Below are 13,916 nucleotides of genomic sequence, written 5' to 3' on the forward strand. Positions count from 1 at the left end.
CACGCGCCGGGTCAGTGCGCGAGCCGGGTGAGCCGTACCAGCCCGACCCAGGTCTCCGGCCCCGGCTGCACATAGGCGGCCCGCACCGCGTACGTGCCCGCCTCCAGCGGCACCCGGAGGTGTTCGGTGCGGTCGGCGGCCTGGCCGGGCCAGGCCGAGTCGAACAGCAGCACCGGGCCGGGCACCCGCCAGCGCACCTCGCTCCCCCACACCGCCGCGTCGAGGGCGGCGGGGACGGTGGCGAGCAGTTCCGCCTCGGAGCTCGCGGCGGACCACCGTACGAAGGTGGCGTGGTCCGGCAGGAACGAGGTGGAGGCGGGGTCGTCACCGAACACCAGGGCCGCGCTGTCGCCGACGGGCAGCAGGCCGACATACCCGTCGACCTCGCACGCCCGGTCGTAGTCGGTGTCGAGTTCCTCGCTGTCGGCGCCCGCCCAGAACGGCAGCACCGTCTCCGGGACGGCTATCAGCGGGCCACCGCCCGATTCCACCCACTCCAGCGCGCCTGGATCCGCGTATCGAGCCATGGGCAGAGAACCTACACGGCGTTCGTCAGCAGCCGCACTCGCCTTCGACGGGCGCGGTCAGCGGGTCGGCTTCGCGACGGCCGGGACCCTGCCAGGTGTCGTAGGCGAAGCCCTCGCGGGCCCAGTACTCGAAGCCGCCGAGCATCTCCTTGACCTGGTAGCCGAGTTCGGCGAGGGCGAGCGCGGCACGGGTGGCGCCGTTGCAGCCGGGGCCCCAGCAGTACGTCACCACCGGCACGGACTTGTCCAGGAGCTGCCCGGCCTGCTCGGGGATGAGCGCGGTGGGCAGGTGGACGGCGCCCGGGATGTGGCCCTGGTCCCAGGACTCGGTCGAGCGTGTGTCGACGACGGCGAAGCCGGGGTCGCCGCCGGCCGCGAGCGCGGCGGCCACGTCGGAGACGTCGGCGTGGAAGGCCAGGCTCGCCCGGAAGTAGGCCGCGGCCTCGGCGGGAGCGGCGGGAGCGACCCGCAGGACGGGGTTCACAGAGGTCTGGGCGGTCTTGGTGATCATGACTGGAAATCTACGGCCCGAAGCCGAGTCCCTGAAGTGACAATCCACGGCGCGGCCTTGCCCGAGCCGGGAATTCCCTGCTATCCATCCGGGATGACCGTGTATTCCCCGGACGCCACCGACTGGCGCATTCTCGAGGTCCTCCAGCGGGAGGGCCGGGCCAGCTACGCCGAGCTGGCGCGCGCCGTCTCCATGTCGCCGAGCGCCGTCACCGAGCGGGTCCGGCGGCTTGAGGAGGCGGGCGTGATCCAGGGGTACGCGGCGGTCGTCGACCCCGAGCGGCTCGGGCTGCCGATCCTGGCGTTCGTACGGCTGCGGTATCCGAACGGCAACTACAAGCCGTTCCACGACCTGGTGGCCGCGACGCCCGAGATCCTGGAAGCGCACCATGTGACGGGCGACGACTGTTTCGTCATCAAGGTCGCCGCGCGGTCCATGGCGCATCTGGAGGAGATCTCCGGGAGGATCGGCGCACTGGGCTCAGTGACCACCAGTGTCGTGTACTCCTCTCCCCTGCCCCGGCGCCCGCTGGGCCGCTGAACCGGTCAGACCCCCCGCTGCCGGAGCGTCGAGCCCGCTCTGCCCTTGACGACCTCCAGCTGGGCATGGATGCGGCGGCGCAGGTCGGGGACGTGGCTGACGATGCCGACGCTGCGGTCGCGTTCGCGCAGCGAGTCGAGGACGTCGAGGACCTCGTCGAGGGTCTGGTCGTCGAGGCTGCCGAAGCCCTCGTCGATGAAGAGCGTGTCGAGGCGGACGCCGCCGGCCTCGTCGGTGACGACGTCCGCGAGGCCGAGGGCGAGCGCGAGGGAGGCGAAGAAGGTCTCGCCGCCGGACAGGGTGGCGGTGTCGCGTTCCCGTCCGGTCCAGGCGTCGACCACGTGCAGCCCGAGGCCGCTGCGGCCGCGTCCGGTGCGGTCGTCGGAGTGGACGAGCGTGTAGCGGCCCGCCGACATGCGCTGCAGCCGGGCGGTCGCGGCGGCGGCGACCTGTTCCAGCCGGGCCGCGAGCACATACGACTCCAGGCGCATCCTGCGTTCGTTGTCGGCGGAGGTGCCCGCGGTGAGGGCGGCGAGGCGGGCGACCCGGTCGTACTCCTCGCGGAGCGGGGCGAGGCGGCGTACGGCCTCGGTGGCGCGCGCGGAGAGGCGGTCCAGCTCGGCACAGCAGCGGGCGGCCGCGTCCCACGCGGACGCCGCCTCGCGCAGCCGGAGTTCGGCCCTCGTCGCCGCGTGCTCGGCCGTGGCCGGGTCGGCGGCCGGTAGCTGGGCGGCAGCCGCGGTGCCGGCCTCCGCGAGCACCGCGCGTACGGCGGCCTCCTCCGTCTGCCAGGCGTCCAGGCGGTGCTGCAGCTCACGGTGGGCGGTGGCGTCCAGGAGAGCGGCGGCCGCGGCCTGCGGGGTGTCGAAACCGGCACGGTAGGCGGCGTCGGCGAGACGGGCGTCGGCGTCCTTCAGGCGCTGCGCGGTGTCCTCGGCGGTGCGCGCGGCGTCGGCGGCTTCGGTGAGCAGCGCCACCTGCCGCTCCAGCTGCGCGGCCCGCGCGGCCACGCTGCCGGAGCTGCCGCGTGCCTTGCGCAACTCCTCCTCCAACTGGCCCTGTTCATGCTCCAGGGTCTCGCGCCGGGTGACCCGGGACGCGGCCCGCACGGCGGCCTGCTGGCGGTCGGCGAGACGCTGCTCGCGCTCACGCTCGGCGCCCCGCAGCTCTTCGTGGGCGGCGTGCAGGGCGGAGGCGGCACGACGGGCGCGGGCGTACTCCTGCTCCAACTCGGCGGCGCTCTCTTCGAGTTGCGCGGTGGCAGTGTCACCGGCCTCGGCCGTGGCGGCGGCCAGGGCCTCGCGGACGACGCCGAGCCGCCGCTCGTCCTCGGTGTGCTGCCGGTCGGCCTGCTGGGAGGCCTTGTGGGCCTTTCCCTCCGCCTCACGGTCGATGTGTCCGGCGACCTTGCGGGCCGGTGCGGGGTGTTCGGTGGCTCCGCAGACGGCGCAGGGCTCGCCGTCGGTGAGGTGGGCGGCCAGCTCCGCGGCGATGCCGTTCAGGCGCTGTTCCTTGAGGTCTAGCCAGTGGGCGCGGGAACCGAGCGCCTGCTGCTCGGAGGCGAGCGCCCGGCGCTGTGCGTCCTCCAGGTCGGCGGCCAGCGTGTCCCGGGTGCGGGCCGCGGTGAGCCGCCTGCGCATCGGGTCGCGCTGGACGGCAAGCTGCTCGGCGCGGGTGGCGGCCTCCTGGGCGGAGTCGACGCGGGACTGCAGGGCCGCGCGCGTGGCGTCCCACGCGTCGAGCCAGGTGTCGGCCTCGCGCAGCACCTCCTCGTCGGCGCGCTCCTGGCGGTCGAGCCCGGACCGCTCCTCGGCCAGACCGGCGAGCCGCCGCTCGGCGCGGCGGGCCGCGTCCAGGCCGCCCAGCTCTTCCGCGGCCCGGCGGGCGGCGGAGGCGAGTCCGGCCGCGCCCGCGTCGGCGTAGGAGTCGGGCAGCATGCCACGCGCGTGTGCCTCGGCGCGGGCCGCCCTGTGGTGCTCCTCCTCGGCGGCCTCGCGCAGCTCAAGCGCGGGCGCGACCGCCTCCGCCTTGCGGGACCGCTCCATGCGCCGCTGCGCCTCGTGGTGGGCGCCGGCCCGCTCCTGGAGCCGCTCGGCGCGCTGCCGGGCCTCGGTGAACCGGCTCTGCAGCCGGGCGAGTTCGCGTACGTCGTCCAGGGCGTGCCGGGTCTCGGTGTGCGCGGACTCGGCGGCGGCGAGGCGGCAGTGCGCGACAGTGAGGCGCTCGCGGGCGGTGGCGCGGGCGAGGGCCGCGGCGTCGAGGACGGCGTCGGCCAGGCCGGGTTCGCCGGGCGCCAGCTCGGGCAGCTCCATGGCGTCGCCGGCTTCCTGCTGCATGCGGTGGGCGTCGGCGAGCAGCGCCGCGTCGCCTTCCCGTACACGGGCCTCGGTGGCCCTGCGGCGCTCGGCGAGGCGCTTCTCGACGTCGGCGAACCGCTGGGTGTCGAAGAGGCGGCCCAGCAGCTTGCCGCGGGCCTCGGCGTCGGCGCGCAGGAAGCGGGCGAAGTCGCCCTGTGGCAGCAGCACGACCTGGCAGAACTGCTCGCGGCTCATGCCGAGCAGCTGGGTGATCTCCTCACCGATCTCCTGGTGGGAGCGGCTGAGGTCCTTCCAGGCTCCGGCCGTGGCGTCGTACTCGCGCAGCCAGGTCTGGGCCTTGTCGACGGTCGTGCCCGTGCCGCGCAGTTTGGGCCGCTCCCACGGTGGCTGCCGGATGATCTCCAGCCGGCGTCCGGCGACGGTGAGGTCGAGGCGGACCTCGGTGCGGGTGCGCGGCTCGGCGTGGTCGCTGCGCAGGTGCATGCCCTGGCCGCTCTGCCGGGCGCCGGGGACGGAGCCGTACAGGGCGTAGCAGACGGCGTCCAGGACGGAGGTCTTGCCGGCGCCGGTGGGGCCGTGCAGCAGGAAGAGCCCTGCGGCGGACAGGGCGTCGAAGTCGACGCCGCGGGAGCCGCCGAAGGGCCCGAAGGCTGTGATGTCGAGCCGGTGCAGCCTCATCGGGCCACCTCCCGTACGACGGCGTCGGCGCGCGCGGCGTCGAAGGCCTCGCGCAGGACGGCCGTCTCGCGCTCGTCGGGCCCGAGGCCGCGCACATGGGCGACGAAGTCCTGGGCGATCTGCTGGTCGCTGCGGCCGGCGAGGCGCCGGGCGTACGACACCGAGGGGTCGTCCGGGGCGCGCTCGGGGGCGAAGACCAGGCTGAGGGTGTGCGGGAAGCGCTCGGTGAGCCGGGCCATGGGGTCGGCGGGGCGGACCGCGTCGGTGAGGGTGGCCTCGACCCAGGCCTCCTCGTGCCGGGCGAGGCCGGGATCGGCGAGGAGGCCGTCCAGCGTGCCCTTGATGCGGGCCAGCGGGCGGGGCACCGGGCAGTCGACGCGCTCGGCCGAGACGGAGCCGTCGGCATCGAGGTCGACCAGCCATGTGCTCTTGCGGTGGTCGGTCTCGGAGAAGGAGTAGGCGAGCGGGGAGCCGGAGTAGCGCACGCGCTCGGTGAGGGTCTGGCAGCCGTGCAGATGGCCGAGCGCCACATAGTCGACCCCGTCGAAGACCCCGGCGGGCACGGCGGCGACCCCGCCGACGGTGATGTCCCGCTCGCTGTCGCTGGCCTGGCCGCCGGTGACGAAGGCGTGGGCGAGGACGACCGAGCGGGTGCCGGGAGCACGCGTGGCGAGGTCGGCGCGGACGCGGTCCATGGCGGCGCCGAGCACCGCTTCATGACCGGCCTTGTCGACCGCGAACTCGTCCTTCACCAGGGCGGGTTCGAGGTACGGCAGACCGTAGAAGGCGACGTCGCCGTGGGCGTCGCCGAGGACGACCGGGGTGGCGGCGGCGGACGGCTCGGTGCGCAGGTGGATGCCGGCGCGGTCGATGAGTCCGGCGCCGACGCCGAGGCGGCGGGCCGAGTCGTGGTTGCCGGAGATCATCACCGTGGGCACGCCGAGGCCGGCGAGGCGGTGCAGCGCTTCGTCGAACAGCTCGACCGCGGCGAGCGGGGGCACCGCGCGGTCGTACACATCACCCGACACGACCACCGCGTCCACCTCGCGCTCGCGCACGGTGGTAACGAGGTGACCGATGAACTCGGCCTGGGCCCCGAGCATGTTCACCCGGTGGAAGGCCCGGCCGAGATGCCAGTCGGACGTGTGCAGGAGTCTCATGATCCCCGAGACTAACGGCCGGGTCTGACAGCACGGGCGGTTACTCCCGTATCAGCCCGTCATGACCGGCTACTTCAGCTCCCCTTATGCCCGATTAAGGACGTATGTCATGCATCTCCGTAGGCTTCTCCGCCCAGTTCGAATCCCGCCGTGCCCGCCGTCGCGTCCGCGAGCCAGGCACGGAAGGCGTCCACGTCGGCGTCGGGCAGGCCGATCTCGATGGTGACGGCCTCGGCGCCGTAGCGGACGTCCCGCACCTCGCGTCCGGTGGCGTGCAGGTCGTTCTGGACCTTGCCCGCGCGCTGGTGGTCGACGGTCACCGTGGCGAGCCGGAAGCGGCGCCGGGTGAGCGTGCCGAGCGTGTCGAGGGCCTCGCCGACGGCGCCGCCGTAGGCGCGGATGAGTCCGCCGGCGCCGAGCTTGACGCCTCCGTAGTAACGGGTGACGACCGCGACGACGTAGCGCATCTCACGGCGCAGCAGCATCTGGAGCATGGGGACGCCGGCGGTGCCGCCCGGTTCGCCGTCGTCGCTGGCCTTCTGCACGGAGGCGTCGGCACCGATGACGTACGCCCAGCAGTTGTGGGTGGCGTCGGCGTGCTCCTTGCGCACGGAGGCGATGAAGTCCTGCGCCTCCTGCTCGGTGGCGGCCGGGGCGAGGGCGCACAGAAAGCGGGAGCGGTTGATCTCGATCTCGTGCACGCCCGCGTGGGCGACTGTGCGGTACTCGTCCTGCATCCGATCACCCTATGCGGTGACGCGGGGCGCGGTACGCGCGCGGTGTCACTCCTTGCTCCCGCGCGGCACGGTCAGCGACGTCAGAAGGGCCGTGCCGGGGGCGAGGGCCGGCCAGCCGGTGCCGTGCCAGGACAGGACGGCGATCGCGGACGTGGGGAACTTCGTCCGCACCCGGTCCAGCGTGTCGTCGAGACCCTCCCGCGCCAGCTCCAGGACCAGCTCCTCCAGCCCGGGGTTGTGCCCGACCACCAGCAGCGTCTCCACCTCGGGCGGCGCCTCGCGCACCACCTCCAGCAGATCCGGTACGTCGGCCGCGTACAGCCGCTCGTCGTAGCGCACCGGCGGTGGCGTGCCCCACTCGGCGGAGGCCAGCTCCCAGGTGCGGCGGGCGCGTACGGCCGTGGAGCACAGGACCAGGTCGGGCAGGCAGTCGGCCTCGGCGAGGGCGCGTCCGGCGGCCGGGGCGTCGCGCCGGCCGCGCGTGGCGAGTGGCCTCTCGTGGTCCTCGACACCCTCGGGCCAGGCGGACTTGGCGTGCCGCAGCACCACGAGCCGGCGCAGCGGGCCGGTGCCCGCCCGCGCGATCACGCGAGGCTCCCGAGGTCGCGGGCGAGGTCGAGGGCCAGCAGGCGGTCGGCGTAGACGTACGTCTCGAAGCGGGCTCCGTCGGACAGGCCGGGGGCGCTCGCCACGGCCCGCAGCACCTCCAGCACCGCGGGGAGGTCGAGGTCGTCCTCCCACGCGGAGCGCAACCGCGCCCGCACCTCGTCGGGCACCGGCCGCGAGGGCTGCCGCGCCCACCCGGCCACGTCCCGCCGCCGGCCCGCGAGCCATCCGGCGGCCTCCTCCAGCGCCGCGGCGTCCAGCCGGACGGGCGCACCGCGCGGGACGGCGAGCAGGGCGAGCCGGAGAGCGGCGGGATCGGCGAGCAGGGCCGGGAGGGCGGGGTGAGCGGCAGGCTCGGACGTACGGCCGGGCACGGGCCGGAACGCGGGCTCGGACGTACGCCCAGGAGCAGACTCCGACGCGCGCCCAGGAGCGGACTCGGACGCGGGCTCCGCCTGACCCGGAACGCCGGGCTCCGCGGTGCCGCCCGGCGATCCGGCCGCACCCGGCGACGTGTCCACGTCCCCCGCCGAAGACCACCCCGCCCCCCGGCCCTCCGACAGCTCCCCCGTCCACTCCACCGGAGCAACCCGCACCACCGGCCCACCGCCGGGGACGTCCGTGCCCTCGGCCGTCACGTGGATCGCCTGGGCCTCGCCCAGTCCCGACGCCAGGTCGTGGCCGTCCTCGAAGGGGCGGATGGACAGGGTCGTCGCGGCGGCGCGCAGCTCGGCGTGGCGGTGGGGCGCGGTCAGGATCGTCCAGACCGGGGTGCCGCCCAGTTCCAGGGCGCGGACGAGCAGGTCGGCGGTGAGCAGCACCCGCAGTGCCGTGGGGTCGAGGCCGGAGGCACGGGCCTCGATGCGGGTCAGGCCACGGCGGGCGGGGGCGGCGGGGACGGGCTGACCGGTTCGGGCGTCGAGGATGCGCAGCACGGGCTGAGCGTAGGCGGGCGGACGGCCGTACGCAGGCACCTTGCGCCGATTCCGGACATGGTGGCGGGGTCACGGGGCCGGGAATCCGGACCCGCCGGGGTGCTGTTGGCGGGGGAAACAGTTCACCGCAGCCCGAGGAGACGGCCGTGTACGGCGACGATGCGACGATCCGCAGGATCCTGAACGAGCTGGGCGACACCTGGGCGGTGGTGGGCCTGTCCACCAACCAGAACCGGATCGCCTACCGGGTGGCGCTGGTGCTCCAGCGGTACGGCAAGCGGATCGTGCCGGTGCATCCCAGGGCCGAGACGGTCCACGGCGAACGGGGCTATGCCTCCCTGGCGGACATCCCCTTCGACGTCGACGTGGTCGACGTCTTCGTGAACAGCGAGCTGGCCGGCGCGGTGGCCGACGAGGCGGTGGCGAAGGGCGCCAGGGCGGTGTGGTTCCAGCTCGGCGTGGTGGACGAGTCCGCCTACGAGCGGACCCGGTCAGCCGGTCTGGACATGGTCATGGACCGCTGCCCGGCTATCGAATTTCCCCTGCTGGGGTAGTGAATCCCAGCGAATCTCTCCTTCTACTTACAATTCGCCGCTGAATATTGACATTCCGACTGGGCGTCTGAGCTGTGACAAGTCGGTGACCGAACGTGCGCCCAAGACACCTAAGATCGAAGGTCAAAATTTGGTTAACACTCTTTTGCTCGCTCGGAATGCATCCCTAGCCTGTGGCAGCTCCATCCCCGTTAAACCTGCGTTTACGATCTGAGAGGCCACTTGACATGGCGAATGTCGACCAGGCTGCACCGGTAGCCACAAGCGACACCGGTGGTGGTCTGCGCCGAGACGTCGGACTCATCGGTCTGATGTGGGCCTCTGTCGGCTCGATCATCGGGTCCGGCTGGCTCTTCGGTGCCGAGAAAGCGGTCGTGGCGGCGGGCCCCGCGGCGATCATCTCGTGGGTGATCGGCGCGGTGGCCATCGTGCTGCTCGCGCTCGTGCACGCCGAGCTCGGCGGCATGTTCCCCGTGGCCGGCGGTACCGCCCGCTACCCGCACTACGCCTTCGGCGGCCTGGCCGGTATGTCCTTCGGCTGGTTCTCCTGGCTCCAGGCCGCGACGGTGGCCCCGATCGAGGTCGAGGCCATGATCGGCTATGCCAAGCACTGGCATTTCGCCGACGGGCTGCAGAACGCCAACGGCACGCTCACGACCAGCGGCATCGTCGTCGCGGTCCTGCTCATGGCGGTATTCGTCGCGGTCAACTTCCTCGGCGTCCGTGTCCTGGCACACACCAACAGCGCCGCCACCTGGTGGAAGATCGCCGTCCCGCTCGCCGCGATCTTCATCATCGCCATCGGCAACTTCCACCCGGCCAACTTCACCTCCGAGGGCTTCGCGCCGTTCGGCGCCAAGGGCGTCCTCACCGCGATCAGCTCCAGCGGCATCATCTTCGCGCTGCTCGGCTTCGAGCAGGCGATCCAGCTGGCCGGCGAGAGCCGCAACCCGAAGCGTGACCTGCCGCGTGCGACGCTCGGTTCGGTCGCGATCGGCGCCACGATCTACGTGCTGCTCCAGGTCGTGTTCATCGCCGCCCTGCCGCACGCCTCCTTCGCGAAGGGCTGGGCGAACCTGGCGTACGCCGGCATCAGCGGCCCCTGGGCGGGTCTCGCCTCGCTGGTCGGCCTGGGCTGGCTGGCCTGGGTCCTCTACGCCGACGCGATCATCTCCCCCGGCGGCACCGGTCTGATCTACACCACCGCCACCTCCCGTATCTCCTACGGTCTGGCCAAGAACGGCTACGCCCCGAAGCTCTTCGCCAAGACCGACTCGCGTGGTGTGCCGTGGTTCGGCCTGGCGATGTCGTTCGTGACCGGCGTGATCTGCTTCGCGCCGTTCCCGAGCTGGCAGACCCTGGTCGGCTTCATCACCTCGGCGAGCGTGCTGATGTACGCGGGCGCTCCGCTGGCCTACGGCGTCTTCAAGGACCGCCTGCCGAACCACGACCGTCCGTACAAGCTGCCTGCCGGCAACATCATCTCGCCGCTGTCGTTCGTGGTCGCCAACCTGATCATCTTCTGGTCCGGCTGGGACACCCTGTGGCGCCTCGGCTGCGCGATCCTGATCGGCTACGTGCTGCTCGGCTCGTACGCCGCCTACGCGATCCGCAAGGGCCTGCCCGACGCTCCCCGGCTGGACTTCAAGGCCGCGCAGTGGCTGGTGCCCTACCTGGTGGGCATCGGTGTGATCTCCTACCTGAGCACCTTCGGCGGCAACGGTGATCTGCCGCTGTGGTGGGACATGGCGGTCGTCACCGCGTTCTCGCTCGTCATCTACTTCTGGGCCAAGGCGACCGCCTCCCAGCCCGAGGCGATCGAGCGCAGCATCGAGGAGGTCGTGGTCACCGACGCCCCGGCGCACTGACCCCGCTCTTCCCCCGGTGTCCCGTCGGCCGATCCAGGCTGACGGGACACCGTCATAATGCGGGGGTGATCTCCCCAGTGACCTCCCCCTCCCCCTCCCCCCGCCCCGGCTCCGCGCCGGAGGAACGCCGTACGGTCGTCGTCGTGGGCGCCGGGCCCGCCGGGCTCACCGTCGGCAACATCCTGCGGGCCGCCTCCGTCGACTGTGTGGTCCTGGAGACCGAGAGCAGGCAGTTCGTCGAGACGCGGCCGCGGGCCGGTGTCATCGAGGAATGGGCGGTGCGCGAACTCGGGCGGCGCGGACTGGCCGAACGGCTGCGCGAGCGCGCCGAGCTGCACAGCGCCTGCGAGTTCCGCTTCGGCGGCGAACGGTACCGCTTCCCGTACGCCGAGCTGACCGGCACCCATCACTATGTCTACCCGCAGCCGTTGCTGGTGGCGGACCTGGTGCGGGAGTACGCCGACGTACGCGGCGGCGACATCCGCTTCGGCGTGCGCGAGGTCACGCTGCACGATCTGGACTCGGACCGGCCGGCGGTGTCGTACCGCTGCCCGAAGACGGGTGAACGGCGGCTGCTGCGCTGCGACTTCGTGGCGGGCTGCGACGGGGCGCGCGGGGTGACGCGGGACGCGATACCCGCGGAGCGGAGGGTGATCGCGCGGCAGGACGACGGCATCGGCTGGCTGGCGCTGCTCGCGGAGGTGCCGCCGTCGACGGACTGCGTCCTGTTCGGCGTCCATCCGCACGGTTTCGCCGGGCAGATGCCCCGCAGTCCCGAGGTGACCCGGTTCTACCTCCAGTGCCCGCCCGGTGACGACCCGGACAACTGGTCGTACGACAGGGTCTGGACCGAGTTGCGCGAGCGGCTCGCCGCGGCCGGAGCGCCCCCGCTCACCGAGGGCCGGCTGATCGAGAAACGCGTCCTGGACATGCACCACTACGTCGTCGAACCGCTCACCCACGGGCGGCTGTTCCTGGCCGGGGACGCCGGGCATCTGGTCGCGCCCATCGCCGCGAAGGGCATGAACCTCGCGCTGCACGACGCCTTCCTGCTCGGCGACGCGCTCACCGCGTATGTGACGCAGGGCGACGGCGGCGGCCTGGAGGGTTACTCGGCGGCGAGTCTGCGGCGGGTGTGGGACTACCAGGAGTTCTCGCAGTGGCTGTCGGACATCTATCACGGTGTCGCGTCGGGTGACCCGTTCCGCGCCGGTACGACACTGGCCCGGCTGCGCCGGCTGTTCACCTCGCCGGCCGCGGGGGCGGCCTTCGCCGAGCAGTACCTCGGCACCGCAGCCGCCTACTGATCTCCGGTGTGCCGTTCGGCGAGGTGGTGGTCCGCCGTCTTCAGGGCCTCCTCCACCAGCCGGCGCAGATGGCCGTGCGGGAGCGAGTAGATCACCCGGCGGCCCTCCTTGCGGGTCTTCACCAGGCCCGCGAGGCGCAGCCGCGCCAGATGCTGGCTGACGGCGGGACGGGCCGCGCCGCACTCCTCGGTGAGCGTCGTGACATCGGTCTCGCCGGCCGTCAGGGCGTGCATCAGGGTGAGCCGGGTGCGGTCGCCGAGCAGGGCCATCAGCTCGGCCGCGAGCGCGAACCGCTCCTCGCCCGGGGTGCGCGGATGCGCATGGTGCGCAGGTGACAGGTGCATGCGTGCGCTCATACGCACATAATGGCTCCGTGGGCGCCCCGCGTCCACTCCCGCACACCGGAAGGGGGACCCACATGAACGAGCACGACGGGCAGGGTCACGCCGAACACGCGCGCCGACAGCACACCGGCCCTGCGCACGAGCACGTGCACGGCGGTCCGGAGCACGGCGAGCACGCGCACCCGCCGCACCCGCACGCGCATCCGCACCACCACGGCCGCGACCACGGCCACGCGGGCCACAGCCACGCCCACACCCCGGGTCTCCGGCACCGGATCGCGCATCTCCTCTCCCCGCACTCCCACGACAGCGCCGACAAGCTGGACCCGGCGATGGAGGCCTCGGCGCGGGGGATGCGGGCGCTGTGGGTGTCGCTGGGCGTGCTCGGGGTGACCGCGCTGGCGCAGGCGGCCGTGGTGGCCGTCTCCGGGTCGGTGGCGCTGCTCGGGGACTCCGTGCACAACGCCGCCGACGCCCTGACCGCCGTACCTCTCGGTATCGCCTTCGTGCTGGGGCGGCGGGCGGCGACCCGCCGGTTCACCTACGGCTACGGGCGCGCCGAGGATCTCGCGGGGCTGGTGATCGTGCTGACCATCGCCGCCTCGGCGGCCTTCGCGGCGTGGGCGGCCGTGGGGCGGCTGCTCGATCCGCGCCCGGTCGCGCAGTTGCCGGCGGTCGCGGCGGCCGCGCTGGCCGGGTTCGTCGGCAACGAGTGGGTGGCCCGGTACCGGATCCGGGTGGGCAGGGAGATCGGCTCGGCCGCGCTCGTCGCCGACGGACTGCACGCCCGGACCGACGGATTCACCTCGCTGGCGGTGCTGGTGGGCGCGGGCGGGTCGGCCCTCGGGTGGCGGCCGGCCGACCCGGTCGTCGGGTTGGCGATCACGGTGGCGATCGTGCTGGTGCTGCGGGACGCGGCGCGGGAGGTGTTCCGGCGGATGCTGGACGCCGTCGACCCGGCACTGGTGGACCGGGCCGAGCGGGCGGTGCGGGCGGTGCCTGGCGTGCGCGAGGTGGGTGAGCTGCGGCTGCGGTGGATCGGGCACCGGCTGCGGGCCGAACTCGCGGTGGTGGTGGACGGCGAGGCGACGCTACGGCAGGCGCACGCGGTCGCCGTCGAGGCCGAACACGCCCTGCTGCACGCCGTACCGAAGCTGACGGCGGCCCTGGTGCACGCCGATCCGGCACCGGTGCCGGGCGAACGGGACCCGCATCTGGCGCTGGCCCACCATCTGACGGCCTGACCTCAGGCGCCCCCGAGGCCCTCCAGCACCACGGCGCCCGGCAGTTCCGCGAGGGCCTTGCCGGGGACCAGGAGCTTGCCGCGGCGGCGTCCGCTGCCGACGAGGACGTAGGGCAGATCGACCAGGGCCGAGTCGATCAGCAGCGGCCAGCCGGCGGGGAGTCCGACCGGGGTGATCCCGCCGTACTCCATGCCGGTCTCGCCGGTCGCCGTCTCCGTCGAGGCGAACGAGGCCTTGCGCGCGCCGAGTTGGCGGCGTACGAGGCCGTTGACGTCGGCCCGGGTGGTGGAGAGCACCAGACACGCGGCGAGGGTGGTCTCGCCGCCTCGCTTGCCCGCGACCACCACACAGTTCGCCGACTGCTCCAGCAGATCGCGGCCGTAGTGCTCCACGAAGACGGCGGTGTCCGCCCACTGCGGATCGGTCTCGACGTAGAGGATGCGGTCGACGGGGGTCGCACCCTGCCAGTGTCGTACGGCGTCGGCGACCGGGGCGGTCAGCTCCTCCAGGCAGTCCGGGACCGGGGTGGCGGTGTCGAAGTCTCCGATGGGTGCGCGCATGGCCGCACGCTAACAGCCCGCCACGGG

The 13,916-nt window shown here is 73.2% G+C and carries 14 protein-coding genes; 5 read left to right on the forward strand and 9 right to left on the reverse strand.

The genetic code is table 11. From position 1 onward, the window contains the following. Window positions 1-11: 11 nt before the first annotated feature. Both AV521_RS09755 and AV521_RS09760 read right to left on the reverse strand, forming a co-directional pair. The gene (locus tag AV521_RS09755) at window positions 12-527 is read right to left on the reverse strand and encodes an immunity 21 family protein (RefSeq protein WP_076086419.1); all 516 of its coding nucleotides are present in this window, start codon (window positions 525-527) and stop codon (window positions 12-14) included. Between the two features lie 25 nt (window positions 528-552). Beyond that, entirely contained in the window at window positions 553-1,038 is a 486-nt protein-coding gene (locus AV521_RS09760) for a rhodanese-like domain-containing protein (protein WP_076086422.1), read from the reverse strand. A 93-nt stretch (window positions 1,039-1,131) separates the two neighbouring features. On the opposite strand from AV521_RS09760, the gene AV521_RS09765 reads away from it, so the two are divergent. Beyond that, window positions 1,132-1,578 carry an Lrp/AsnC family transcriptional regulator gene (locus AV521_RS09765; protein WP_076086425.1) on the forward strand — a complete coding sequence of 149 codons (447 nt, stop codon included), beginning with the start codon at window positions 1,132-1,134 and terminating at the stop codon, window positions 1,576-1,578. Between the two features lie 5 nt (window positions 1,579-1,583). On the opposite strand, the gene AV521_RS09770 is transcribed toward AV521_RS09765, so the two are convergent. The 5 genes from AV521_RS09770 to AV521_RS50650 form a co-directional block, all read right to left on the reverse strand. Beyond that, the gene (locus tag AV521_RS09770) at window positions 1,584-4,574 is read right to left on the reverse strand and encodes an AAA family ATPase (RefSeq protein WP_076086428.1); all 2,991 of its coding nucleotides are present in this window, start codon (window positions 4,572-4,574) and stop codon (window positions 1,584-1,586) included. Next, window positions 4,571-5,734, reverse strand: coding sequence for an exonuclease SbcCD subunit D (locus AV521_RS09775; protein ID WP_076086431.1), 1,164 nt, complete (start codon window positions 5,732-5,734; stop codon window positions 4,571-4,573). The genes AV521_RS09770 and AV521_RS09775 overlap by 4 nt, the downstream gene beginning before the upstream one ends. Before the next feature lie 107 nt (window positions 5,735-5,841). Then, window positions 5,842-6,471, reverse strand: a complete 630-nt coding sequence (locus tag AV521_RS09780; protein ID WP_076086434.1) for a YigZ family protein — start codon at window positions 6,469-6,471, stop codon at window positions 5,842-5,844. 45 nt (window positions 6,472-6,516) lie between these two features. Further along, complete coding sequence (locus AV521_RS09785) at window positions 6,517-7,059, reverse strand: histidine phosphatase family protein (RefSeq protein WP_076086437.1); 543 nt, start codon at window positions 7,057-7,059, stop codon at window positions 6,517-6,519. Next, a complete protein-coding gene (locus AV521_RS50650; RefSeq protein ID WP_256725485.1) occupies window positions 7,056-8,012 on the reverse strand; it encodes a hypothetical protein in 957 nt (318 codons plus the stop codon). The genes AV521_RS09785 and AV521_RS50650 overlap by 4 nt, the downstream gene beginning before the upstream one ends. Before the next feature lie 146 nt (window positions 8,013-8,158). Here AV521_RS50650 and AV521_RS09800 point away from each other — a divergent pair, with 146 nt between their 5' ends. From AV521_RS09800 to AV521_RS09810, 3 genes are all read left to right on the forward strand, one after another. Then, entirely contained in the window at window positions 8,159-8,566 is a 408-nt protein-coding gene (locus AV521_RS09800) for a CoA-binding protein (RefSeq protein ID WP_076086440.1), read from the forward strand. A gap of 227 nt (window positions 8,567-8,793) precedes the next feature. Next, complete coding sequence (locus tag AV521_RS09805) at window positions 8,794-10,434, forward strand: APC family permease (protein ID WP_076086443.1); 1,641 nt, start codon at window positions 8,794-8,796, stop codon at window positions 10,432-10,434. A gap of 77 nt (window positions 10,435-10,511) precedes the next feature. Next, a complete protein-coding gene (locus AV521_RS09810; RefSeq protein ID WP_076086446.1) occupies window positions 10,512-11,741 on the forward strand; it encodes a 4-hydroxybenzoate 3-monooxygenase in 1,230 nt (409 codons plus the stop codon). Here the strand turns inward: AV521_RS09810 and AV521_RS09815 are convergent. Beyond that, entirely contained in the window at window positions 11,735-12,097 is a 363-nt protein-coding gene (locus AV521_RS09815) for a metalloregulator ArsR/SmtB family transcription factor (protein WP_256725486.1), read from the reverse strand. The two genes, AV521_RS09810 and AV521_RS09815, sit on opposite strands and share 7 nt — an antisense overlap. 62 nt (window positions 12,098-12,159) lie before the next feature. Here AV521_RS09815 and AV521_RS09820 point away from each other — a divergent pair, with 62 nt between their 5' ends. After that, window positions 12,160-13,329, forward strand: coding sequence for a cation diffusion facilitator family transporter (locus AV521_RS09820; protein WP_079249192.1), 1,170 nt, complete (start codon window positions 12,160-12,162; stop codon window positions 13,327-13,329). Between the two features lie 2 nt (window positions 13,330-13,331). Here the strand turns inward: AV521_RS09820 and AV521_RS09825 are convergent, their stop codons facing one another. After that, entirely contained in the window at window positions 13,332-13,889 is a 558-nt protein-coding gene (locus AV521_RS09825) for a YbaK/EbsC family protein (protein ID WP_076086449.1), read from the reverse strand. Window positions 13,890-13,916 lie beyond the last annotated feature (27 nt).

Source organism: Streptomyces sp. IMTB 2501, from assembly GCF_001953885.1.
Lineage (GTDB): Bacteria > Actinomycetota > Actinomycetes > Streptomycetales > Streptomycetaceae > Streptomyces.